Consider the following 22,468-nt stretch of genomic DNA (forward strand, 5'->3'; position numbering starts at 1 on the left):
GCGGCCTTGTGTCGCGATGGCCTGCGCAGCAGGCCCCAGGACTAGTGCATCTTGACGATCTGCTGGTCCGAAGCCCGCCAGATCAAGCGACTGGTGTCATAGCCCTGCTGCCGCGCCCTGGACAGCAGGTTCTCGCGCTCCCACGCCGGCAGCGTCGGGGTACGCGACAGAATCCACAGGTACTTGCGGTCCGGGCTACCGACGATGGCCGTGCGGTAGCGATCATCCACATACAAAATCCAGTACTCACCCCGGGCCACGCCCGGCACCAGCTTGGTGAACCAGTTATCGAACTCGACCCACAGCTTGTCGGTGTGCCCAGGCTCCTGGATGTTTGCATGCCCTTCTGCGCGCAGCCATTCGTCACCCATGGTTCGGCAGCGGTTGAGCACACCATAGCTGCCATCAGGCTTGAGGTTGTAATGGGCTTCGGACTGTTCGCAGCCCTCCTGGAAGCGCATCGGCAGGCGCGCCAGCTCGTACCATTTGCCCTGGTAGCGCTTGAGGTCGACATTACCGGCGGTTTTCGGCGCCAGTGGGTCGTGCATGGAGCCTGCACAACCGCCCAGCAGCAATGCCAGGCATACCCCCATCAGCAGGAATGCACGCCTCATTTGAGGCCCTGCCCTGAATACATCAGCACCTTGTCAGCTGCGTACTGCACGCTGATGAAGCTCTTCTCGTCCCCCCAGGTGCAGCTGCTCATGCCCAGCGCGCCAGAGCACTCGGTCGGCGTACCGAGCAGCTGCTCGACCTCGGCCTTGTTCATACCGGCCTTGATCTTGGAATAGTTTTCCTGGTTGATCTTGCTGCAGGCAGTCAGGACGACGCACAGCGACAACAGGGCGAGGGAACGCAACGACATGAAGGACACTCCTGGAGAGGTGAAAACAGGCGAGTGGCCTGCAGTGACCTTCGACGCGAAAATCCCTCCCGGGTTCCCTGCCCTCCCCCCTTTGCCGCTACACCGTTGGTCGGATGGCCACTACTGTGCGATTAATCACAAAGTATTAATCACCCTCCAATAAAAAAGCCGCCCCCTGTAGGAGCGGCCTTGCGTCGCGATGGCCTGCACAGCAGGCCCTTTGGCAGTCAGAACCTCGACCCAGGCTCCAGCAAAAAGTCCATCTCATCACTGGTACTCGGCCGCTCCAGCACCAGGTTGCGGTGCGGGAAGCGCCCGAACCGGGCAATCACCCGCTGGTGCTGCTCGGCATAGTCGAGGAAGCCTTCGAACAGCCGGCGGTTGGCCTCGGGCTGTTCTTCCAGCAGAGTCTGGTAGCGCTCGACGCACAGGTTCTGCCAGTCCAGCACCTCGGCATGCTCCAGCACCAGCAGCACGAATACCCGCTGGATCGGCAGCAGCTGGTAGTCCCAGCCCTTCTGCAGGCCCTGCATGGCCACCACCTGGGCACGCCGGTCGCCCTCGAAGGCGCGCGGCGTATCGCGGTGGATCATGCGCGGCAACTGGTCCAGCAGGATCAGCAAACCAAGCCAGCCCTGCGGGCTCTGCTGCCAATCCTCGAGCCCACCCGCCAGGGCGTGCTCCATCAGGTCGCCGAACAGCGCCTGGGCGTCGGCATCGTGATGCTTGCCGAACCACAGCGTGCTCTTCTCGTCAGCCACGGCCTGGGCACTGGTGCCCCAACCGAACCACCACTCCAGCAACGGCTGCCAAGGTGCGAGCATGACTTACTCCTTGTGGTACGCGGTTGCGCGCTCTACCTCTTCCTTCGAACCGAGGAAGACCGCCACACGCTGGTGCAGGCCTTCTGGCTTGATGTCGAGGATGCGATTGTAACCGTCGGTAGAGGCGCCGCCGGCCTGTTCGATGATGAACGACATCGGGTTGGCTTCGTACATCAGGCGCAGCTTGCCCGGTTTGCTAGGTTCACGGGCGTCACGTGGGTACATGAACAGGCCGCCACGGGTCAGGATGCGATGCACGTCGGCCACCATCGAGGCGATCCAGCGCATGTTGTAGTTCTTCTTCAGCGGGCCGGTCTCGCCAGCCAGCAGTTCGCCCACGTAGCGCTGTACCGGGGCTTCCCAGTGGCGCTGGTTGGACATGTTGATGGCGAACTCGGCGGTGGTTTCCGGCACGCGGATGTTTTCGTGGGTCAGCACGAAGCTACCCAGTTCGCGGTCCAGGGTGAAGCCCTTGACGCCATTGCCCAGGGTCAGGATCAGCATGGTCTGCGGGCCGTAGATGGCGTAACCGGCGGCGACCTGCTGGGTGCCTGGCTGCAGGAAGGCGTTTTCGTTCAGGGTTTCGTTCTGGCTCAGGTACTCGTTAGGGCAACGCAGGACCGAGAAGATGGTGCCGACCGACACGTTGACGTCGATGTTCGACGAACCGTCCAGTGGGTCGAAGACCAGCAGGTAGGCGCCTTTCGGGTACTTGCCCGGGATCTGGTAGGCATTGTCCATTTCTTCGGACGCCATGCCGGCCAGGTGGCCGCCCCACTCGTTGGCTTCCAGCAGGATGTCGTTGGAAATCACGTCCAGCTTCTTCTGGACTTCGCCCTGCACGTTTTCAGTGCCCATGCTGCCCAGTACACCACCGAGGGCGCCTTTGGACACGTGATGGCTGATTTCCTTGCACGCACGCGCCACCACTTCGATCAGGAAGCGCAGATCGGCAGGGGTATTGTTGCTGCGGGTCTGCTCAATCAGATAGCGACTCAGGGTAACGCGGGACATGTATGGCTCCGAATGGATGGGGGGAGATAAAAAACCCCCGCAGTTTACAGGGAGAGTTGCAGGCTAGCGAGTGATGAGACTCGCCACGGCTCTCAGACGGCACAATAGGTCGGTAGTTCAGCGCGCGCCAGGCCGGTGGTCGGAGTCGGCCCCATTCGCGGGTGAACCCGCTCCCACAGAGTTCTCCACTGGCCTTGACAGCTGTGCAGTCCTTTGTAGGAGCGGGTTTACCCGCGAATAGGCCAGCACAGGCCTACCTCAATCCAACGCCTTCCAGATTTCGGTCGCATACTCGCGAATGGTCCGGTCCGACGAGAACCAGCCCATCCGCGCCGTATTCAGCACCGCCATGCGCCACCACTCCTGCGGCGTATGCCACAGTTCCTCGACGCGGCGCTGGGCATCCCAATAGGCATCGAAGTCGGCGCACACCAGGAAGCGGTCATACGCCACCAGCCCGTCGATCAGGCCGGTGTAGCGCGACGGGTCGTCCGGCGAGAACACCCCGCTGCGAATCGCCTGCAGCACATCGCCCAGGCGGCTGGAGGCCGCAATGGCCGCATTGGCACCGAAGTCCCCAGCCTTGCGCCGTGCCTCCACCTGCTGCGCCGTGAGGCCAAAGATGAACATGTTGTCGGCCCCCACCTGCTCGCACATCTCCACGTTAGCGCCATCCAGGGTGCCGATGGTCAGCGCGCCGTTAAGGCCGAACTTCATGTTGCTGGTACCGGAGGCTTCATAGCCGGCGGTTGAAATCTGCTCGGACAGGTCGGCCGCCGGGATGATGCTCTCGGCCAGGCTGACGTTGTAGTTGGGCAGGAACACCACCTTGAGCAGGCCACGCACGGTCGGGTCGTTGTTCACCACCCGGGCGATGTCGTTGGCCAGCTTGATGATCAGCTTGGCCTGGTGGTAACTGGCCGCAGCCTTGCCGGCGAAAATCTTCACCCGTGGCACCCAGCGGGTGCTCGGGTCGTTGCGCATGGCCTGGTACAGCGCCACGGTGTGCAACAGGTTGAGTAGCTGGCGTTTGTACTCGTGGATGCGCTTGACCTGCACATCGAACAGCGCTTCAGGGTTGACCGTGACGCCAATGCGGTCCTGGATGATGCTGGCCAGGGCACGCTTGCTGTGCAGGCGCTGGGCGGCGAATTGCTTGCGGAAACCGGCCTTGTCGGCGAACGGCACCAGGCCGGCCAAACGGCCTTCGGGGTCGTCCTTCAGATCTGGCCCCAGCGCTTCGACGAGCATGTCGGTCAACTGCGGGTTGGCCTGGTACAGCCAACGGCGGAAGGTGATGCCGTTGGTCTTGTTGTTGATACGCTGCGGGTACAGCTTGTGCAGCTCGGCAAACACCGTGCTTTTCATCAGTTGGCTGTGCAGCGCCGAGACGCCGTTGACGCTGTGCGAACCGAGAAACGCCAGGTTACCCATGCGCACCCGGCGGCCGTTGTCCTCCTCGATCAGCGACACTGCCCGCAATACGTCGAAGTCGTGCAGGCCTTTGGCCCGCAGGCTGTCGATGTGATAGGCGTTGATCAGGTAGATGATCTGCATGTGCCGCGGCAACATGCGCTCCATCAGTGCCACCGGCCAGGTTTCCAGGGCCTCGGGCAGCAGCGTGTGGTTGGTGTAGGCCAGGGTGCCGACGGTCAGCTCCCAGGCCGTGTCCCAAGGTATTTCATGCTGGTCGACCAGCAGCCGCATCAACTCGGCCACGGCGATCGACGGGTGGGTGTCATTGAGCTGGATGGCCGCCGCGTCCGGCAGGTTGAGCAGGTTGTCGTGCATGTTCAAATGGCGGCGCAGCAAGTCTTGCAGCGATGCCGAAACGAAGAAGTACTCCTGGCGCAGGCGCAATTCCTGGCCGGCCTCGGTGCTGTCAGCGGGGTACAACACCCGCGAGATGCTCTCGGCCCGTGCCACTTCGGCAACTGCCCCCAGGTGGTCGCCGGCATTGAAGCGCTCAAGGTGCAGCTCTTCAAGGGCCCGTGCGCGCCACAAACGCAAGGTATTCACGCTGGAGCCTCGCCAGCCGACAACCGGGGTGTCATAGGCAACCGCGCGAACAGTCTCGCCAGGCGTCCATACCTGGCGTTGTTGCCCGTGGTTGTCGCTGAGCGTTTCGACACTGCCGCCAAAGCTGATCGGGTAGATCACCTCGGCGCGCTCGAACTCCCAGGGGTTGCCGAAGTCCAGCCAGTTCTCGGTCTGCTCCTGCTGCCAGCCATCGACCACCGCCTGGCGGAACAAACCGTGCTCATAGCGAATACCGTAACCGTGGGCGGCAATGCCCAGGGTCGACATGCTTTCCATGAAGCACGCGGCCAAGCGCCCCAGGCCGCCGTTGCCCAACGCGGCATCCGGTTCCAGCAGGCGGATACGCTCCAGGTCGACGTCCAGGCCTTCCAGCGCATCGCGGGCGATGTCCAGCAGGCCCAGGTTGCTCAGGCTGTCGTAGAGCAGGCGGCCGATAAGGAATTCCAGGGAAAGGTAATACACCCGCTTCTGGCTGCGTCGATAGGCCCGGCGGGTGTGGTCCATCCAGTGGTCGACCATGTGATCGCGTGCAGCCAGGGCAATGGCTTCGAACCAGTCGTGGTCGAAGGCGTGCTCCGGGTCCTTGCCGACCGCGTAGGTCAGCTTGTTCAGTACAGCAGCGCGAAAATCCGCGACTTCGGCGTCACGAGCTTTAGGTTCCTGGGACATGCGGCATCCTCGGGCAAGTTGACGAAAGCGGAGGGAGATTGTTCAGCCTAGACGCTTCGACCGGGAGCGAAAGCCTGGGTTCGTGGTTTTCATGATCGTTTGCGCATTCGGTCAAAAGGTTGTTCATTAATTGAGCAATTCCGGTATGATCGCGCGCCCCAAGACCGTGATTCACCCCCCTATAAAGATGAAAACGACCCTGATTGCCGCGGCCGAAGTCGACCGCCTGGAGACCTGGCAGCGCTACACCAGCAACATGTGCCATGGCTGCCATTCGACCTGCTGCACCCTGCCGGTGGAGGTGAAGATCAAGGATCTGATCCGTATCGGCGTGGTCGATGAGTTCGAAAAAGACGAACCGCCGAAGAATGTGGCCAAGCGCCTGCAGAAAGAAGGCATCATCGAGCGCTTCAACCAGAAGTCGGGGATTTTCACCCTGACCCGGATGAGCAACGATGACTGCATGTACCTGGATCGTAAAAGCCGGCTGTGCACCATTTATGACAAGCGCCCGGACACCTGCCGCAACCACCCCAAGGTCGGGCCGCGGCCGGGGTATTGTGCTTACAAGCCCAAGGTGGTTGGGCGCTGATCATGTTTTATGTTTGAGATTTTGGGGCCGCTTTGCGGCCCATCGCGACACAAGGCCGCTCCTACAGGGGATCGCGGTCTCTTGTAGGAGCGGCCTTGTGTCGCGATGGGCTGCAAAGCAGCCCCCAAAATCTCAAAGCAAAAAAAACGCCCCCGGCCTTTCGACCGGGGGCGTTTTCATTCAGCCAGAACTAACTTAGCTGTTCTTGGCTTTCTTGGCAGCGCGGGTACGCTCGCTTTCGTCCAGGATCTTCTTGCGAAGACGGATGGACTTCGGCGTTACTTCGCACAGCTCGTCTTCCTGGATGTATTCCAGAGCCTGTTCCAGGGTGAAGCGAACAGGTGGAACCAGGGCGATGACTTCGTCTTTACCCGAAGCACGCATGTTGTCGAGCTTCTTGCCCTTGGTCGGGTTGACGCCCAGGTCGTTGTCGCGGCTGTTCTGGCCGATGATCTGACCGTTGTAGATCTCCTGGCCGTGTTCAACGAACAGCTTGCCGCGAGCCTGCAGGGTTTCCAGCGAGTAGGTCAGCGCCTTGCCGGTTTCGACCGAAACCAGTACGCCGTTCTGACGGCCGGACATGTGGCCGGACTTCACGGTGTCGTAGCGATCGAAGATCGAGGTCAGGATGCCTGCACCGTTGGTCAGGGTCAGGAACTGGTTACGGAAACCGATCAGACCACGCGCCGGGATGTTGTATTCCAGGCGTACACGGCCCTTGCCATCCGGAACCATGTTGGTCAGGTCGCCTTTACGCAGACCCATCTCTTCCATGACCTTGCCCTGGGATTCTTCAGGGATGTCGATGGTGACGTTTTCGAACGGCTCTTGCTTGACGCCGTCGACTTCACGAATGATCACTTCCGGGCGGCCCAGGGCCAGCTCGAAGCCTTCGCGACGCATGGTTTCGATCAGTACCGACAGGTGCAGCTCGCCACGGCCCGAGACCTTGAACTTGTCTGGGGAGTCGGTTTCTTCAACGCGCAGGGCAACGTTGTACAGCAGCTCTTTGTCCAGACGGTCCTTGATGTTACGGCTGGTGACGAACTTGCCTTCCTTGCCGCAGAACGGCGAGTCGTTGACCTGGAAGGTCATCGAAACGGTCGGCTCGTCAACGGTCAGCGGCTTCATCGCCTCAACGGCAGTCGGGTCGCACAGGGTGTCGGAGATGAACAGCTCGTCGAAACCGCTGATGCAGACGATGTCGCCAGCCTGGGCTTCTTCGACGTCAACGCGGTGCAGGCCGTGGTGACCCATCAGCTTCAGGATACGGCCGTTACGCTTCTTGCCGTCGGCGTCGATGGCAACAACCGGGGTGTTCGGCTTGATGCGGCCACGGGCAATACGGCCAACGCCGATTACACCCAGGAAGCTGTTGTAGTCCAGTGCCGAGATCTGCATCTGGAACGGGCCGTCACGGTCAACAGCTGGCGCTGGAACGTGGTCGATGACAGCCTGGTACAGGGCAGTCATATCTTCGCCCATTTCGGTGTGGTCCAGACCGGCAATGCCGTTCAGGGCCGAGGCGTAGACGACTTTGAAGTCCAGCTGTTCGTCGGTGGCACCGAGGTTGTCGAACAGGTCGAAGATCTGGTCCAGAACCCAGTCAGGACGCGCACCCGGGCGGTCAACCTTGTTGATCACGACGATTGGCTTCAGGCCGGCTTCGAAGGCCTTCTTGGTCACGAAGCGGGTTTGCGGCATAGGGCCGTCCTGGGCGTCGACCAGCAGCAGCACCGAGTCAACCATCGACATTACACGCTCAACCTCGCCACCGAAGTCGGCGTGGCCGGGGGTGTCGACGATGTTGATGTGGTAGCCGTTCCAGTTGATGGCGGTGTTTTTCGCCAGAATGGTAATACCGCGCTCTTTTTCCTGGTCGTTGGAGTCCATGACGCGCTCGTCGTTGAGCTCGTTACGCTCCAGGGTGCCGGACTGACGCAGGAGTTTGTCGACCAGGGTGGTTTTACCATGGTCAACGTGGGCGATGATGGCGATGTTACGCAGATTTTCGATCACAAGTGTATCTCGATCAGAGGATTCGGTTGCCGCCCAGTGTAGGCGGCGAATATGTACTGTTTAAGGCTCAGCGGGCCCGGCGGTCGGGAGGGCGATGGCGGATACTGCCGCCATACAGCCCCGGCGTCTTATGTCGGACGATAAACACGCACATTGGCATGTCCCTCACTGAGCAGGTGGTGTGCGTGCAAACGGCTCATCACACCCTTGTCGCAATACAGCAAGTACTGGCGCGTAGGGTCCAGGTGCTTGAACTTGCTGTTGATGGCATAGAACGGCATGGCCTGGATTTCGATACCTTCCAGCACCAGAGGTTCGTCTTCCTGGGCATCGGGGTGACGGATGTCGATGACGATCTGGCCTGGCAACGCTTCGGCCACTTCTTCGATCTCGATGTCCTTGCCCAGCTCATCGATCACGTGGTCGATGGAAATGAACTTGGCGCGCTCCAGGGCGCGTTCCAGCACGGCCATGTCGAACTGCTTTTCTTCGTGCTCCATGCGGTGACGCTTGGCATGGGTGGTCGGGTTCACCGAGATCACGCCGCAGTATTCGGGCATGTGCTTGGCGAAGTCGGCGGTGCCGATTTCGGTAGCCTGGTCGATGATGTCCTGTTTGTGGCTGGCCAGCAGCGGGCGCAGTACCAGCTTGTCGGTGGCCGAATCGATGATCGACAGGTTCGGCAGGGTCTGGCTGGACACCTGGGAAATCGCCTCGCCGGTCACCAGCGCCTCGATCTGCAGGCGGTCGGCCATATGGGCGGCGCCGCGCAGCATCATGCGCTTGAGGGTCACGCCCATGTAGCTGTTGTCGACCTTGTTGAGGATCTCGCCAACCACTTCTTCGAACGGCACGCTGATGAACAGCACGCGCTGGCTGCTGCCGTACTTTTTCCACAGGTAGTGGGCCACTTCCATCACGCCCAGCTCGTGGGCACGGCCGCCGAGGTTGAAGAAGCAAAAGTGGGTCATCAGGCCGCGACGCATCATCTGGTAGGCGGCCACGGTGGAGTCGAAGCCACCGGACATCAGCACCAGGGTCTGCTCCAGGGCACCCAGCGGGTAGCCGCCGATGCCGTTGTGCTGGTTGTGGATCACGTACAGGCGCTGGTTGCGGATCTCCATGCGCACCACCACTTCAGGCGTCTTCAGGTCGATGCCGGCGGCGCCGCACTGCTGGCGCAGCTGGCTGCCGACGTAGCGGTCGACGTCCATCGAGGTGAAGTCGTGGTGGCCACCGCGCTTGCAGCGTACCGAGAAGCGCTTGCCGGCCAGCAGGTGGCCGAAGTGGTGCTTGCACTTGGCAACGATGTCGTCGAAGTCGCCCAGCGGGTATTCGTCAACCTGCAGGAAATGGGTGATACCCGGGGTGCAGGTGAGGCGCTCGATCATCTCGCGCTGGACTTTCTCGTCTTCGACGCGGGTAACCACTTCGAGATTGTCCCAGACACCGTCGACCGCGAGCTCAGGATCGAGGTCCTTGAGCACGTTGCGGATGTTCTTGCCGAGCTGGCGGATGAAGCGCTTGCGCACCGGCCGGCTCTTGATGGTGATTTCTGGGAAGACTTTGACGATAAGTTTCATTGGTTAACAGCGCGCGCAGGGCCTGCCGAAAATGAGGGGCGCGAATTATAGCGGAAATTGCTCAGGATTTGACCAACTTTTGATCAGAAGCTTTCAGATAAATGTACGAGGCGGGTTTTGTGGCGCCTGGGAGACCGAGCGCCGCCCGCGCGGCGCTTCGCGGGGCAAGCCCGCTCCCACATTTGTTTCGGGCCAGTCTCTCCTGCCACCATTGGCGCGCGTATCCTTGTTTGCCCCATTCGATATCGCGTCGAACACCAAGGGGCCGCGCGCTAATGGAAACAGGAATAATTGGCCCGAAACAAATGTGGGAGCGGGCTTGCCCCGCGAAGCGCCGCGCGGGCGGCGCTCGATCTCGCAAACGCCACAAAACTCAAGACATGCACCACATTGGTGCGACAAATCTAAAATCCGCATCCTAAGAGTGCATTTTTCCGGTGCAACCCACCACAAAATGCCCGCAAACGCCCCCTTTTATCTCGCCCTCGCCATTTTCGGGCACTGGCATGCAATTTGCTCCCTTGTGAGGCAGGTAAGCTTGGCCGACTATCCGCGCCCGGCAACACCCTTTTTCCAGGGCAGCGGCCCACCGCGCTCTAGACCATCCGGAGGACAACATGTCGAAGTCGGTTCAACTCATCAAAGATCATGACGTCAAGTGGATTGATCTGCGTTTCACGGACACCAAAGGCATTCAGCACCACGTGACCATGCCGTCGCGTGATGCGCTGGACGAAGACTTCTTCGAAGTCGGCAAGATGTTCGACGGTTCCTCCATCGCTGGCTGGAAAGGCATCGAAGCCTCCGACATGATCCTGATGCCGGTCGACGACACTGCCGTCCTGGACCCGTTCACCGAAGAACCAACCCTGATCATCACCTGCGACATCGTCGACCCGTCGAGCATGCAGGGCTACGATCGCGACCCACGCGCCATCGCCAAGCGCGCCGAAGAGTACCTGAAGAGCACCGGCATCGGTGACACCGTATTCGCCGGCCCAGAGCCAGAGTTCTTCATCTTCGACGAAGTGAAGTTCAAATCGGACATCTCCGGTTCGATGTTCAAGATCTTCTCCGAGCAAGGCTCGTGGATGACCGACGCAGACGTGGAAGGCGGCAACAAAGGCCACCGTCCAGGCGTGAAAGGCGGCTACTTCCCGGTTCCGCCGTTCGACCACGACCACGAAATCCGTACTGCCATGTGCAACGCACTGGAAGAAATGGGCCAGACCGTTGAAGTTCACCACCACGAAGTGGCGACTGCCGGCCAGAACGAAATCGGCGTCAAGTTCAACACCCTGGTGAAGAAGGCTGACGAAGTACAGGCGCTGAAATACGTCGTGCACAACGTTGCCGACGCCTACGGCCGTACCGCTACCTTCATGCCGAAGCCACTGTACGGCGACAACGGCTCGGGCATGCACGTACACATGTCGATCTGGAAAGAAGGCAAGAACACCTTCTCCGGCGAAGGCTATGCCGGCCTGTCCGACACTGCTCTGTACTTCATCGGCGGTATCATCAAGCACGGTAAGGCTCTGAACGGCTTCACCAACCCGTCGACCAACTCGTACAAGCGTCTGGTCCCAGGCTTCGAAGCCCCGGTAATGCTGGCCTACTCGGCGCGCAACCGTTCTGCCTCGATCCGTATTCCTTACGTCGGCAGCCCGAAAGCCCGCCGTATCGAAGCGCGCTTCCCGGACCCATCGGCCAACCCGTACCTGGCCTTCGCGGCCCTGCTAATGGCTGGCCTGGACGGCATCCAGAACAAGATCCACCCAGGCGACGCGGCCGACAAGAACCTGTACGACCTGCCGCCAGAAGAAGCCAAGAATATCCCGCAAGTGTGCGGCAGCCTGAAAGAAGCGCTGGAAGAACTGGATAAAGGCCGTGCGTTCCTGACCAAGGGCGGCGTGTTCTCCGACGACTTCATCGACGCCTTCATCGAGCTGAAGAGCGAAGAAGAAATCAAGGTGCGCACCTTCGTACACCCGCTGGAATACGAGCTGTACTACAGCTGCTGATCTGATCGGCGCCCTGCGCCGGTGACCTGATCAAACGGCCTCCCTCGGGAGGCCGTTTTCGTTTCTGTCGCCGCACTTTCGGAAGCGTCCTACCCCAATCATCCTTAGCTACCGCCAAACTCGAGCCTTCACTTTATGGAGGTCTGTCATGCGTAAATTCCCTTTGGCCTTGGTCGTACTGGCGCTCGCCGGTTGCACCGCAAACCGAACGCCCGATACCGCACTCACCGCTCTGCTCGACAGCATCGAACGTCGCCTCGCCTTGGCCGAAGCCGTGGCGCTGCACAAGTGGGACAACGGCCAGCCGGTGCAAGCAACCATGCGCGAGCAGCAAGTGCTGGCGAATGTACGTGCAGCTGCGCCTGGCCACGGCCTGGCGCCCCAGCGCGCCGAAGCGTTCTTCGCCGATCAGATGGAAGCGAACAAGCTGGTGCAGTACACATTACTTTCCGACTGGTCTCGCAAGGGCGTTGCCCCGCACACCCAACGCCGTGACCTGCAAGGCCAGATCCGCCCGCAACTGGATGAGCTGCAGGTTGTGCTGCTCCAACAACTGGCAGCGTTTGACCGACTGCCTGCCACTGCATGCAGCGCTGCGCTGGCCCAGGCACTGGACCGCAGGCAGGCGCCGCAGGCGCTGGTTCGCGCCACGGGGCAACTGTGCGATAAATCCTGAACGCTCTATGCTCTATATTGGTGCATTAACCTGTTGGGCGCCCTCCAATGCAGCCCAAAAAAGGTCACATGAAACGTTAAACCAGCACATTCTGGTGCGTAACCGCACAATTTCAGGTGCTTATCGGTCAATTCCGCTTCTTTTCGGAGCCTTGGTTTGTTTCTTGCATTTTCTACAGGGAAACTGGAATCAGCGGATTAACCGTGCCCCGGTTCTGGCTGCCCCCTGCCAGACAAGCGCCAAAAGAGGTCAACGACGCTCATGACCATCAGCGATGCACAGCACCGTCTGCTTCTGGACAACCTGACCACCGCCACGTTGCTGCTCAATGCCGAGCTGCGCCTGGAATACATGAATCCGGCTGCAGAAATGCTGCTGGCGGTCAGTGGCCAGCGCAGCCATGGGCAGTTCATCAGCGAACTGTTCACTGAATCGACCGAGGCGCTCAGCTCGCTGCGCCAGGCCGTCGAGCAGGCGCACCCGTTCACCAAGCGTGAAGCACAGCTCACCTCGCTGACCGGGCAGACCATCACCGTCGACTACGCGGTAACGCCAATCCTGCACCAGGGCCAGACCCTGCTGTTGCTGGAGGTACACCCACGCGACCGGCTGCTGCGCATCACCAAGGAAGAGGCCCAGCTGAGCAAGCAGGAAACCACCAAGATGCTGGTGCGCGGCCTGGCCCACGAAATCAAGAACCCCCTTGGGGGCATCCGTGGCGCCGCCCAGTTGCTGGCCCGCGAGCTGCCCGAAGAAGGCCTGCGCGACTATACCAACGTGATCATCGAAGAGGCCGACCGCCTGCGTAACCTGGTGGACCGCATGCTCGGTTCGAACAAGCTGCCGTCGCTGGCCATGACCAATATTCACGAAGTGCTGGAGCGGGTATGCAGCCTGGTCGAGGCCGAAAGCCAAGGCTGCATCACTTTGGTGCGCGACTACGACCCAAGCCTGCCAGACGTGCTGATCGACCGCGAACAGATGATCCAGGCGGTACTTAACATCGTGCGCAATGCCATGCAGGCGATCAGTTCGCAGAATGAACTGCGCCTGGGCCGCATCACCCTGCGCAGCCGCGCCTTGCGCCAATTCACCATCGGCCATGTGCGTCATCGCCTGGTCGCCCGGGTGGAAATCATCGACAACGGCCCGGGCATCCCGCCGGAACTGCAGGAAACCCTCTTCTATCCCATGGTCAGTGGCCGCCCGGACGGTACCGGGCTGGGCCTGGCCATTACCCAGAACATCATCAGCCAGCACCAGGGCCTGATCGAGTGTGAAAGCCACGCAGGGCACACCGCCTTCTCGATCTACCTGCCCCTGGAACAAGGAGCCACCGCCTCATGAGCCGAAGTGAAACCGTATGGATCGTCGACGATGATCGCTCCATCCGCTGGGTCCTGGAAAAAGCCCTGCAACAGGAAGGCATGACCACCCAGAGCTTCGACAGCGCAGACGGTGTAATGGGCCGCCTGGCTCGCCAGCAGCCCGACGTGATCATTTCCGACATTCGCATGCCGGGCGCCAGCGGCCTAGACCTGCTGGCGCAGATTCGCGAACAGCACCCGCGCCTGCCGGTGATCATCATGACCGCGCATTCCGACCTGGACAGTGCGGTGGCCTCGTACCAGGGCGGTGCCTTCGAGTACCTGCCAAAGCCATTCGACGTCGACGAAGCGGTGTCGCTGGTCAAGCGCGCCAATCAGCATTCCCAGGAGCAACAGGGCCTGGATGTACCGCAGAGCCTGGCGGCCACCCCGGAGATCATCGGCGAAGCCCCTGCCATGCAGGAGGTGTTCCGCGCCATCGGTCGCCTTAGCCACTCGAACATCACCGTGCTGATCAATGGCGAGTCGGGTACCGGTAAAGAACTGGTAGCACACGCTTTGCACCGCCACAGCCCGCGTGCGGCGTCGCCGTTCATTGCCCTGAACATGGCTGCCATCCCTAAGGACCTAATGGAATCCGAGCTGTTCGGCCATGAAAAGGGCGCCTTCACCGGCGCTGCCAACCTGCGCCGTGGCCGTTTCGAACAGGCCGACGGCGGCACGCTGTTCCTCGACGAAATCGGTGACATGCCTGCCGACACCCAGACCCGCCTGCTGCGCGTGCTGGCCGATGGCGAGTTCTACCGGGTGGGCGGCCATGTGCCGGTCAAGGTTGATGTGCGTATCATCGCCGCCACGCACCAGAACCTCGAGTCACTGGTGCAGGCCGGCAAGTTCCGCGAGGACTTGTTCCACCGCCTGAACGTGATCCGCATTCATATCCCGCGCCTGGCCGACCGCCGCGAGGACATCCCGGCACTGGCCCGGCACTTCCTTGCCCGTGCAGCCCAGGAGCTGGCCGTCGAGCCGAAAGTTCTCAAGCCTGAAACCGAAGAGTTCATCCGCAACCTGCCATGGCCGGGTAACGTGCGGCAGATGGAAAACACCTGCCGCTGGATCACCGTGATGGCCTCCAGCCGTGAAGTGCTGATCGGCGACCTGCCGCCTGAACTGCTGAACCTGCCCCAGGACGCCGCGCCGGTAACCAACTGGGAGCAGGCCCTGCGCCAATGGGCCGACCAGGCGCTGGCGCGCGGGCAGACCAACCTGCTGGACAGCGCCGTGCCGAGCTTTGAGCGGATCATGATCGAGACGGCGCTCAAGCACACTGCCGGGCGCCGGCGTGATGCGGCGCTGCTGCTGGGCTGGGGGCGCAATACCCTGACGCGCAAGATCAAGGAGCTGGGGATGAATGTGGCTGGGGGGGATGAAGAGGAAGGTGATGAGCACTAGTTCCTAGTAAGCCTGCAAGATCCTTGGGGCTGCTGTGCAGCCCTTCGCGACGCAAGGCCGCTCCTACAGGAATTCGCGTTCCCCTGTAGGAGCGGCCTTGTGTCGCGATTGGGCCGCAAAGCGGCCCCAAGAATTTCAGCCATATCGCGCACCGTTCCCGTGCTCACTGCACCTCAGCAAGGCACAAACCCCCTCAAAGCCCGGCCAAAACCCCCTCAAACCCCAATAATCCCGGGCTTTGCAAAACTGGCACGCCCCCTGCAATAGCTAATACATACCCAGTTTCGGGGGCCCTGGTACAGGCAGGCCGGGTGAACCCCTCTTTTATTCGCAGCACCGCCGCTTTCGGGGACCTCGGTACAGGCAGGCCGGGCCATCCCCCCTTTACACGCAATACGCCGTAGCCCTTTCGGGGACCCTGGTACAGGCAGGCCGGGATATCCCCTCTTTTATTCGTGCAGTTTCACCTGCACCCGCCAGCGCCCAGCGTCCTCTGCACCGGCCCACTCGCCGCGCAGGGGGCGCGCGGCCACCACCGTCAGCAACAACCCTTCCTTGCTGTGCTGCACACGCCAGCTCACCGGTTTGCCTTGCAGGCTCAGTTGCCCCTGCTGGGGCTTGCCCTGGGCCTGGAACAGCAACGCCACCGTACCTTCCACGTTCTCGCCGTGCAGCTTGGGCTCTTCGTTGAACCACAGCGCCAGGCCGTCCTGCACAACCTGCACCTGCTGCAACTCGCGCTCTTCGGGCGCGGTCAGGCGGCCGATCATCAGCCCCACCATCACCCCGACGATTGCCAGCGACAGGATCATCCGCGGCATCGCCTTCGAACGCACGTCCGGTTCGGGGGTAGAATGCCCGTCATCTTCACGCTTGGAGCCGTGCATGTTTCACGTCATCCTTTTTCAACCAGAAATTCCGCCGAATACCGGCAACATCATTCGCCTGTGCGCCAACAGCGGCTGCCACCTGCACCTGATCGAACCCATCAGCTTCGAACTGGACGACAAGCGCCTGCGCCGTGCGGGGCTGGACTACCACGAGTATGCCACGCTCAAGCGCCACGAGAGCCTGGCCGGATGCCTGGAAAGCCTGGGCAACCCGCGGCTGTTCGCCTTTACCACCAAGGGCTCGCACCCGTTCCATGAGGTGGCCTACCAGCCGGGTGATGCCTTCCTGTTTGGGCCGGAGAGCCGTGGGTTGCCGGCCGAGGTGCTGGACAGCCTGCCGGCCGAACAGCGCTTGCGCCTGCCGATGCGGCCGGGGTGCCGCAGCCTGAACCTGTCCAATACCGTGGCAGTGACGGTGTATGAGGCATGGCGGCAGAATGGGTTTGCCGGGAGCTGATTTTCGCCTGTGCTGGCCTCTTCGCGGGTAAACCCGCTCCTACAAGGAACCGAGCGCCCAGCGTAGGAGCGGGTTTACCCGCGAAAGGGCCGGCACAGGCAATAAAAAAGCGCCCCGAGAGGCGCTTTCCTGATACCGGCAGCGATTACTGAACGGTCGGCACTTCGCCAGCTTCCTGCATACGCTGCATTTCTTGCGCGTACAGGGCGTCGAAGTTGACCGGCGACAGCATCAGCGCCGGGAACGAACCGCGGGTCACCAGGCTGTCCAGGGTCTCACGGGCATACGGGAACAGGATGTTCGGGCAGAACGCACCCAGGGTATGGCTCATCGAGGGCGCATCGAGGTTGGCGATCAGGAAGATACCCGCCTGCTGCACTTCAGCGATGAACGCCACTTCGTCACCGTTCTTGACGGTAACCGACAGCGTCAGTACCACCTCGTGGAAGTCACCTTCCAGGGCCTTTTGCTTGGTGTTCAGGTCCAGGGCAACGCTCGGTTCCCAGGTCTGGCGGAAGATCTGCGGGCTTTTCGGGGCCTCGAACGACAAGTCGCGTACATAAATGCGCTGCAGGGAGAACTGAGGGCTGTTGTCTTCTGCAGCAGCGCCGTTGGTCTGTTGGTCAGTCATGGCAGATCCTTATCCTAATGTTTTTGAATGCAGTGCAAATCAGGCCGCCAGCAGCGCGTCGAGCTTGCCGGCACGTTCCAGGGCATAGAGGTCATCGCATCCACCGACATGGGTGCTGCCGATCCAGATCTGCGGCACCGATGTACGGCCGGCCTTCTGGCTCATTTCGGCGCGAACCTGCGGCTTGCCGTCGACCTTGATTTCCTCGTAGGCCACGCCCTTGCTCTCAAGCAGGTGCTTGGCGCGCATGCAGTACGGGCAGTAGTCGCTGGAATAGACGATGACGGGCTTCATATCATTTCACCAGGGGCAGGTTATCGGCTTTCCAGCTGGAAACGCCCCCGCTCAGTTTGGCGGCGTTGTAACCGGCTTTTAGCAGCTCGCGGCAGTGCGTGCCCGACTGCTGGCCCATCGCATCGACGATGATCAGGGTCTTCTCTTTGTGCTTTTCCAGTTCGCCCATGCGAGTGGCCAGCTTGTCCTGCGGGATGTTGACTGCACCGACGATGTGGCCGGCGGCGTATTCCTTGGCCGGGCGAATGTCGATCACCAGCGCCTTGTCGGCGTTGACCAGGGCGGTCAGCTGGCCATTGCTCAGGCTCTGGCCGCCACGGCGGATTTCATTGATGAGCAGCAGAACCAGCAGAATGAGGAAGATCGCAACCAGGATGTAGTGATCTGTCGCGAATTGAATCAGGTGAGCAACCATCAGCGGTGTTCCAGGCGATTGAAAATGCCGGCCAGTATACACAGCCCCAGGGTGCCACCAAAGCCCGACGGGCCGGCGGCAAAAGCAACCTTCATATGGCTATCACAGGTGCGCCGGTCGGGGGAATGGGACGAATATTCGCCGTGGGTGGCGTATTTGCCCTAAAATGCGTTTCTTTATCATCTTTGAACAACCGTGAGTTTGATTGATGACGAGTACGCCCAAACCCCTGGTCCTGATCATCCTGGATGGCTTCGGCCACAGCGAAACCCCCGAACACAACGCCATCTTTGCCGCCAATACCCCGGTCTATGATCGCCTGCGCGCCACCCTGCCGCACGGCCTCATTTCCGGATCGGGCATGGATGTCGGCCTGCCGGACGGGCAGATGGGCAACTCCGAAGTCGGTCACATGAACCTCGGTGCCGGTCGCGTCGTGTACCAGGATTTCACCCGGGTGACCAAGGCCATCCGCGACGGCGAATTCTTCCAGAACCCGGTACTGACCGGTGCGGTGGACCAGGCAGTGGGTGCCGGCAAGGCCGTGCACATCCTTGGCTTGCTGTCCGACGGCGGCGTACACAGCCATCAGGACCACCTGGTGGCAATGGCTGAACTGGCAGCACAACGTGGTGCCGAGAAAATTTACCTGCACGCCTTCCTCGATGGACGCGACACCCCGCCACGCAGCGCGCAGTCGTCCATCGAGCTGCTCGACAGCACCTTCGCCAAGCTTGGCAAAGGCCGCATCGCCAGCCTGATCGGCCGCTACTACGCCATGGACCGCGACAACCGCTGGGACCGCGTCAGCGCCGCCTACAACCTGATCGTCGATAGCGTCGCCGAATACACCGCCGACACCGCCCAGGCCGGCCTGGAAGCGGCCTACGCCCGCGACGAAAGCGATGAGTTCGTCAAGGCCACGCGCATCGGCGAAGCGGTCAAGGTCGAAGATGGCGATGCCGTGATCTTCATGAACTTCCGTGCCGACCGCGCCCGCGAGCTGTCGCGTGCCTTTGTCGAGCCAGACTTTACCGAGTTCGCCCGTGCGCGCCTGCCGAAGATGGCGGCTTACATCGGCCTGACCCAGTACTCGGCGAAAATTGCCGCACCGGCTGCCTTTGCGCCTTCCAGCCTGAACAACGTGCTGGGCGAATACCTGGCAAAGAACGGCAAGACCCAGCTGCGCATCGCCGAAACCGAGAAATACGCCCACGTCACTTTCTTCTTCTCCGGCGGCCGCGAAGAGCCGTTCGAAGGCGAAGAGCGCATCCTGATCCCTTCGCCAAAGGTCGCCACCTATGACCTGCAGCCGGAAATGAACGCCCCGCAAGTGACCGATCACATCGTCGAAGCCATCGAGCAGCAGCGTTTCGATGTGATTGTGGTCAACTACGCCAACGGCGACATGGTCGGCCACACGGGCGTGTTCGAAGCCGCAGTCAAGGCCGTCGAAGCGCTGGACACCTGTGTCGGGCGCATTGTTGAAGCCCTGGACAAGGTCGGTGGCGAAGCGCTGATTACCGCTGACCACGGCAACGTCGAGCAGATGGAAGACGAGTGCACTGGCCAGGCGCACACTGCGCACACCACTGAGCCGGTGCCGTTCATCTATGTGGGCAAGCGCAACGTGAAAGTGCGGGAAGGTGGCGTGCTGGCTGATGTGGCGCCGACCATGCTGAAGCTGCTGGGGCTGGAGAAGCCGGTGGAAATGACCGGGACTTCGATCCTCGTCGACGCCTGATTCGGTGTTAAGGGGGCCGCTTTGCGCCCCCATCGCGACGCAAGGCCGCTCCTACAGGGGACCGCGTGATGGCTGTAGGAGCGGCCTTGTGTCGCGATCGGGCTGCGCAGCAGCCCCCAATAACACATGAATTCCAGACAAACGCCCCCCTGCACCCGCAGCGAGGCGTTTTTTTTGCCCGCCCGCGCGGGCATACTAGGCCAGTCTCCATCCTTGGTACGCCAAACCTCATGCTTCGCGCCCTGATCCTCCTAGCCCTGTCTTGCCTGCTGAGCCCGGCCTTCGCCGATGAGCGTGCACAGACCCAGCAGCAACTGGACGCCACCCGCCAGGACATCGCCGAGCTCAAGAAGACGCTGGGCAAGCTCCAGGAAGAAAAGGCCGGTGTGCAAAAGGACCTTAAAGCCACCGAAACCGATATCGGCAACCTCGAAAAGCAGGTGGAGGCCCTGCAGCAAGAACTAAAAAAGACTGAGGGCGAGCTGGAGCGCCTTGATACCGAGAAAAAAAAACTCCAGAGCGCCCGCGTTGAACAACAGCGACTGATCGCCATCCAGGCCCGTTCGGCCTACCAGAACGGCCGCGAGGAATACCTCAAGCTGCTGCTCAACCAGCAGAACCCAGAGAAGTTCGCCCGTACCCTCACCTACTACGACTACCTGAGCAAGGCGCGCCTGGAGCAGCTGCGCACCTTCAACGAGACCTTGCGCCAGCTGGCCAACGTCGAACAGGAAATTTCCAGCCAGCAGCAACAGCTGCTGGCCCAGCGCGCCGACCTCGACAGCCGCCGCCAGGCCCTGGAGGCCGAGCGTGGCAAGCGCCAGCAGGTACTGGCCAAGCTCAACAGCGATGTAAAGGACCGCGACCAGAAGCTGCAATCGCGCGAGCAGGACCAGGCCGACCTGGCCAAAGTGCTCAAGACCATCGAAGAAACCCTGGCGCGTCAGGCCCGCGAGGCTGAAGAAGCACGGCAAAGGGCCCTGCTGGCCAAGCAGGAAGCCGAAAAACGCCGCCAGCAGGAAGCGCTGGCCGCCGCCGCTGCCCGCGAGCAAGCGCGTGAGCCCGCCGAGCCTGTAGAGCCGCCGAAAAAGGCCCGCACCACCCTCGGGCCGATGGTCTCCAGCGACGGCGCCAACTATGGCGGCGCTTTTTCTGCAGCACGGGGCAAACTTCCGTGGCCGGTCAATGGTCGATTGCTGGCACGCTTCGGTGATGCCCGTGGCAGCGACGCCCGTGCCAAGTGGGACGGGGTGATGATCAGCGCCAACCCAGGTACCCAAGTGCGTGCGGTACACGGCGGGCGCGTGGTGTTCGCCGACTGGTTGCGCGGCGCCGGGCTTCTGGTCATTCTCGACCATGGCAACGGTTACCTGAGCCTGTACGGCCACAACCAGAGCCTGCTCAAGAGCGCCGGTGATATCGTCAAGGCCGGTGAAGCCATTTCCACCGTTGGCGACAGCGGTGGCCAGGACGCGGCAGGCTTGTACTTCGCCATCCGCCAGCAGGGCCGGCCTACCGACCCTTCGCAGTGGTGCCGAGGCTAAAATATCTACGGCGTAGCCTGAATGCTGCGCCGATGCTCCCCTGGGAGCGCTTACAGGATCAGGAGTTCGTTCGACATGCTGCACTCGCCTCGTCTCACCCAGCTGGCCCTGTCCATCGCCCTGGCGGTCGGCGCGCCCCTGGCCATTGCCGCACAGCCGGCGCACGCGGCTCAGCCTGCAGCCGTACCGGCCACCGAGGTGACCGCAAAAGCGCCGTTGCCGCTGGAAGAACTGCGCACCTTCGCCGAGGTCATGGACCGCATCAAGGCCGCCTATGTCGAGCCGGTGGACGACAAGACCCTACTGGAGAATGCCATCAAGGGCATGCTCAGCAACCTTGACCCACACTCGGCCTACCTGGGCCCCGAGGACTTCCAGGAGCTGCAGGAGAGCACCAGCGGCGAGTTCGGCGGGCTGGGCATCGAAGTGGGCCAGGAAGACGGCTTCATCAAGGTGGTCTCGCCCATCGACGACACCCCGGCCTCGCGTGCCGGCGTGCAGGCCGGCGACCTGATCGTCAAGATCAACGGCGCGCCGACCCGCGGCCAGACCATGACCGAGGCGGTCGACAAGATGCGCGGCAAGGTTGGCGAAAAAATCACCCTGACCCTGGTGCGCGACGGCGGTAACCCGTTTGATGTGACCCTGGCCCGCGCAGTCATCCAGGTCAAGAGCGTGAAGAGCCAGTTGCTGGAGAACGACTACGGCTACATCCGCATCACCCAGTTCCAGGTCAAGACCGGCGACGAGGTGGGCAAGGCCCTGGCCAAGCTGCGCAAGGACAACGGCAAGAAGCTGCGCGGCGTGGTGCTGGACCTGCGCAACAACCCCGGCGGCGTGCTGCAATCGGCCGTGGAAGTGGCCGACCACTTCCTGACCAAGGGTTTGATCGTGTACACCAAGGGCCGCATCGCCAACTCCGAGCTGCGCTTCTCGGCCGACCCGGCCGACGCCAGCGAAGGCGTGCCACTGGTGGTGCTGATCAACGGCGGCAGTGCCTCGGCCTCGGAAATCGTCGCCGGCGCCCTGCAGGACCAGAAGCGCGCCGTGCTGATGGGCACCGACAGCTTCGGCAAAGGCTCGGTGCAGACCGTGCTGCCACTGGCCAATGACCGCGCCTTGAAGCTGACCACCGCGCTGTACTTTACCCCCAACGGCCGCTCGATCCAGGCCCAGGGCATTGTCCCCGACATCGAAGTGCGCCCGGCCAAGCTGACCGCCGAAGTCGATACCGACAACTTCAAGGAAGCCGACCTGCAGGGCCACCTGGGCAACGGCAACGGCGGTGCCGACCGCCCGACCGGCAGCAGCAAGCGCAAGGAACGCCCGCAGGATGACGACTTCCAGCTGAGCCAGGCCCTGAGCCTGCTCAAAGGGCTGAACATCACCTCGGGCAAATGATCTTCA

20 protein-coding genes are annotated in these 22,468 nt (G+C 61.7%); 9 read left to right on the top strand and 11 right to left on the bottom strand.

From position 1 onward, the window contains the following. Window positions 1–41 precede the first annotated feature (41 nt). The 5 genes from ACIP02_RS01045 to ACIP02_RS01065 all read right to left on the bottom strand — a co-directional run bounded on the left by ACIP02_RS01045 (window position 42) and on the right by ACIP02_RS01065 (window position 5,412). A complete protein-coding gene (locus ACIP02_RS01045) occupies window positions 42–614 on the bottom strand; it encodes a lipocalin family protein (protein WP_400612375.1) in 573 nt (190 codons plus the stop codon). Then, window positions 611–865, bottom strand: coding sequence for an outer membrane protein assembly factor BamE (bamE, locus tag ACIP02_RS01050; RefSeq protein ID WP_003249234.1), 255 nt, complete (start codon window positions 863–865; stop codon window positions 611–613). The genes ACIP02_RS01045 and bamE overlap by 4 nt, the downstream gene beginning before the upstream one ends. A gap of 227 nt (window positions 866–1,092) precedes the next feature. Beyond that, window positions 1,093–1,689, bottom strand: a complete 597-nt coding sequence (locus ACIP02_RS01055; RefSeq protein WP_400612379.1) for a DUF924 family protein — start codon at window positions 1,687–1,689, stop codon at window positions 1,093–1,095. 3 nt (window positions 1,690–1,692) lie between these two features. Continuing rightward, window positions 1,693–2,703, bottom strand: a complete 1,011-nt coding sequence (locus ACIP02_RS01060) for a class 1 fructose-bisphosphatase (protein WP_110745120.1) — start codon at window positions 2,701–2,703, stop codon at window positions 1,693–1,695. A 258-nt stretch (window positions 2,704–2,961) separates the two neighbouring features. Beyond that, a complete protein-coding gene (locus ACIP02_RS01065; protein WP_400612381.1) occupies window positions 2,962–5,412 on the bottom strand; it encodes a glycogen/starch/alpha-glucan phosphorylase in 2,451 nt (816 codons plus the stop codon). 187 nt (window positions 5,413–5,599) lie between these two features. On the opposite strand from ACIP02_RS01065, the gene ACIP02_RS01070 reads away from it, so the two are divergent. Then, window positions 5,600–6,004, top strand: a complete 405-nt coding sequence (locus ACIP02_RS01070; RefSeq protein ID WP_003249225.1) for a YkgJ family cysteine cluster protein — start codon at window positions 5,600–5,602, stop codon at window positions 6,002–6,004. Between the two features lie 195 nt (window positions 6,005–6,199). On the opposite strand, the gene typA is transcribed toward ACIP02_RS01070, so the two are convergent. Then, window positions 6,200–8,023 carry a translational GTPase TypA gene (gene typA / locus ACIP02_RS01075; RefSeq protein ID WP_086978644.1) on the bottom strand — a complete coding sequence of 608 codons (1,824 nt, stop codon included), beginning with the start codon at window positions 8,021–8,023 and terminating at the stop codon, window positions 6,200–6,202. Window positions 8,024–8,151: 128 nt separating this feature from the next. Next, the gene (gene thiI, locus ACIP02_RS01080; RefSeq protein ID WP_400612384.1) at window positions 8,152–9,606 is read right to left on the bottom strand and encodes a tRNA uracil 4-sulfurtransferase ThiI; all 1,455 of its coding nucleotides are present in this window, start codon (window positions 9,604–9,606) and stop codon (window positions 8,152–8,154) included. Window positions 9,607–10,223: 617 nt separating this feature from the next. Between thiI and glnA the strand changes: the two genes are divergently transcribed. From glnA to ntrC, 4 genes are all read left to right on the top strand, one after another. Beyond that, complete coding sequence (gene glnA / locus ACIP02_RS01085; protein ID WP_201203582.1) at window positions 10,224–11,630, top strand: type I glutamate--ammonia ligase; 1,407 nt, start codon at window positions 10,224–10,226, stop codon at window positions 11,628–11,630. Window positions 11,631–11,778: 148 nt separating this feature from the next. Continuing rightward, window positions 11,779–12,306: a chorismate mutase gene (locus ACIP02_RS01090; RefSeq protein WP_400612387.1), complete on the top strand. Its 528-nt coding sequence runs from the start codon at window positions 11,779–11,781 to the stop codon at window positions 12,304–12,306. 261 nt (window positions 12,307–12,567) lie between these two features. After that, window positions 12,568–13,653: a nitrogen regulation protein NR(II) gene (glnL, locus tag ACIP02_RS01095; protein WP_400612389.1), complete on the top strand. Its 1,086-nt coding sequence runs from the start codon at window positions 12,568–12,570 to the stop codon at window positions 13,651–13,653. Beyond that, window positions 13,650–15,086: a nitrogen regulation protein NR(I) gene (ntrC, locus tag ACIP02_RS01100; protein ID WP_400612391.1), complete on the top strand. Its 1,437-nt coding sequence runs from the start codon at window positions 13,650–13,652 to the stop codon at window positions 15,084–15,086. The genes glnL and ntrC overlap by 4 nt, the downstream gene beginning before the upstream one ends. A 449-nt stretch (window positions 15,087–15,535) precedes the next feature. Here the strand turns inward: ntrC and ACIP02_RS01105 are convergent, their stop codons facing one another. Continuing rightward, window positions 15,536–15,973, bottom strand: a complete 438-nt coding sequence (locus ACIP02_RS01105) for a hypothetical protein (protein WP_400612393.1) — start codon at window positions 15,971–15,973, stop codon at window positions 15,536–15,538. On the opposite strand from ACIP02_RS01105, the gene trmL reads away from it, so the two are divergent. Next, entirely contained in the window at window positions 15,972–16,433 is a 462-nt protein-coding gene (gene trmL, locus ACIP02_RS01110) for a tRNA (uridine(34)/cytosine(34)/5-carboxymethylaminomethyluridine(34)-2'-O)-methyltransferase TrmL (RefSeq protein ID WP_012274606.1), read from the top strand. The two genes, ACIP02_RS01105 and trmL, sit on opposite strands and share 2 nt — an antisense overlap. 145 nt (window positions 16,434–16,578) lie before the next feature. On the opposite strand, the gene secB is transcribed toward trmL, so the two are convergent. Genes secB through ACIP02_RS01125 form a run of 3 tightly spaced genes read right to left on the bottom strand, consistent with a single transcriptional unit; the run spans window position 16,579 to window position 17,773 of the window. Next, complete coding sequence (secB, locus tag ACIP02_RS01115) at window positions 16,579–17,064, bottom strand: protein-export chaperone SecB (RefSeq protein WP_012274607.1); 486 nt, start codon at window positions 17,062–17,064, stop codon at window positions 16,579–16,581. Between the two features lie 39 nt (window positions 17,065–17,103). Then, window positions 17,104–17,358: a glutaredoxin 3 gene (gene grxC / locus ACIP02_RS01120; RefSeq protein ID WP_400612395.1), complete on the bottom strand. Its 255-nt coding sequence runs from the start codon at window positions 17,356–17,358 to the stop codon at window positions 17,104–17,106. Between the two features lies 1 nt (window position 17,359). Then, window positions 17,360–17,773, bottom strand: a complete 414-nt coding sequence (locus ACIP02_RS01125) for a rhodanese-like domain-containing protein (protein ID WP_400612397.1) — start codon at window positions 17,771–17,773, stop codon at window positions 17,360–17,362. Between the two features lie 208 nt (window positions 17,774–17,981). On the opposite strand from ACIP02_RS01125, the gene gpmI reads away from it, so the two are divergent. The 3 genes from gpmI to ACIP02_RS01140 all read left to right on the top strand — a co-directional run bounded on the left by gpmI (window position 17,982) and on the right by ACIP02_RS01140 (window position 22,462). Beyond that, a complete protein-coding gene (gene gpmI, locus ACIP02_RS01130) occupies window positions 17,982–19,517 on the top strand; it encodes a 2,3-bisphosphoglycerate-independent phosphoglycerate mutase (protein WP_400612399.1) in 1,536 nt (511 codons plus the stop codon). A gap of 230 nt (window positions 19,518–19,747) precedes the next feature. Beyond that, window positions 19,748–21,061, top strand: coding sequence for a murein hydrolase activator EnvC family protein (locus ACIP02_RS01135; RefSeq protein WP_400612402.1), 1,314 nt, complete (start codon window positions 19,748–19,750; stop codon window positions 21,059–21,061). Window positions 21,062–21,136: 75 nt separating this feature from the next. Continuing rightward, window positions 21,137–22,462 carry a S41 family peptidase gene (locus tag ACIP02_RS01140; RefSeq protein ID WP_400612404.1) on the top strand — a complete coding sequence of 442 codons (1,326 nt, stop codon included), beginning with the start codon at window positions 21,137–21,139 and terminating at the stop codon, window positions 22,460–22,462. The last annotated feature ends 6 nt before the right edge of the window (window positions 22,463–22,468 follow it).

Source organism: Pseudomonas sp. NPDC089408 (assembly GCF_044749445.1).
In the GTDB taxonomy this organism is placed as follows: Bacteria; Pseudomonadota; Gammaproteobacteria; order Pseudomonadales; family Pseudomonadaceae; genus Aquipseudomonas.

What these genes read in the sequence shown, in the direction of transcription:
- ACIP02_RS01045 (WP_400612375.1), bottom strand. Translation starts at nt 614, where the DNA reads ATGAGGCGTGCATTCCTGCTGATGGGGGTATGCCTGGCATTGCTGCTG.
- bamE (WP_003249234.1), bottom strand. Translation starts at nt 865, where the DNA reads ATGTCGTTGCGTTCCCTCGCCCTGTTGTCGCTGTGCGTCGTCCTGACT.
- ACIP02_RS01055 (WP_400612379.1), bottom strand. Translation starts at nt 1,689, where the DNA reads ATGCTCGCACCTTGGCAGCCGTTGCTGGAGTGGTGGTTCGGTTGGGGC.
- ACIP02_RS01060 (WP_110745120.1), bottom strand. Translation starts at nt 2,703, where the DNA reads ATGTCCCGCGTTACCCTGAGTCGCTATCTGATTGAGCAGACCCGCAGC.
- ACIP02_RS01065 (WP_400612381.1), bottom strand. Translation starts at nt 5,412, where the DNA reads ATGTCCCAGGAACCTAAAGCTCGTGACGCCGAAGTCGCGGATTTTCGC.
- ACIP02_RS01070 (WP_003249225.1), top strand. Translation starts at nt 5,600, where the DNA reads ATGAAAACGACCCTGATTGCCGCGGCCGAAGTCGACCGCCTGGAGACC.
- thiI (WP_400612384.1), bottom strand. Translation starts at nt 9,606, where the DNA reads ATGAAACTTATCGTCAAAGTCTTCCCAGAAATCACCATCAAGAGCCGG.
- glnA (WP_201203582.1), top strand. Translation starts at nt 10,224, where the DNA reads ATGTCGAAGTCGGTTCAACTCATCAAAGATCATGACGTCAAGTGGATT.
- ACIP02_RS01090 (WP_400612387.1), top strand. Translation starts at nt 11,779, where the DNA reads ATGCGTAAATTCCCTTTGGCCTTGGTCGTACTGGCGCTCGCCGGTTGC.
- glnL (WP_400612389.1), top strand. Translation starts at nt 12,568, where the DNA reads ATGACCATCAGCGATGCACAGCACCGTCTGCTTCTGGACAACCTGACC.
- ntrC (WP_400612391.1), top strand. Translation starts at nt 13,650, where the DNA reads ATGAGCCGAAGTGAAACCGTATGGATCGTCGACGATGATCGCTCCATC.
- trmL (WP_012274606.1), top strand. Translation starts at nt 15,972, where the DNA reads ATGTTTCACGTCATCCTTTTTCAACCAGAAATTCCGCCGAATACCGGC.
- ACIP02_RS01105 (WP_400612393.1), bottom strand. Translation starts at nt 15,973, where the DNA reads ATGCACGGCTCCAAGCGTGAAGATGACGGGCATTCTACCCCCGAACCG.
- secB (WP_012274607.1), bottom strand. Translation starts at nt 17,064, where the DNA reads ATGACTGACCAACAGACCAACGGCGCTGCTGCAGAAGACAACAGCCCT.
- grxC (WP_400612395.1), bottom strand. Translation starts at nt 17,358, where the DNA reads ATGAAGCCCGTCATCGTCTATTCCAGCGACTACTGCCCGTACTGCATG.
- ACIP02_RS01125 (WP_400612397.1), bottom strand. Translation starts at nt 17,773, where the DNA reads ATGGTTGCTCACCTGATTCAATTCGCGACAGATCACTACATCCTGGTT.
- gpmI (WP_400612399.1), top strand. Translation starts at nt 17,982, where the DNA reads ATGACGAGTACGCCCAAACCCCTGGTCCTGATCATCCTGGATGGCTTC.
- ACIP02_RS01135 (WP_400612402.1), top strand. Translation starts at nt 19,748, where the DNA reads ATGCTTCGCGCCCTGATCCTCCTAGCCCTGTCTTGCCTGCTGAGCCCG.
- ACIP02_RS01140 (WP_400612404.1), top strand. Translation starts at nt 21,137, where the DNA reads ATGCTGCACTCGCCTCGTCTCACCCAGCTGGCCCTGTCCATCGCCCTG.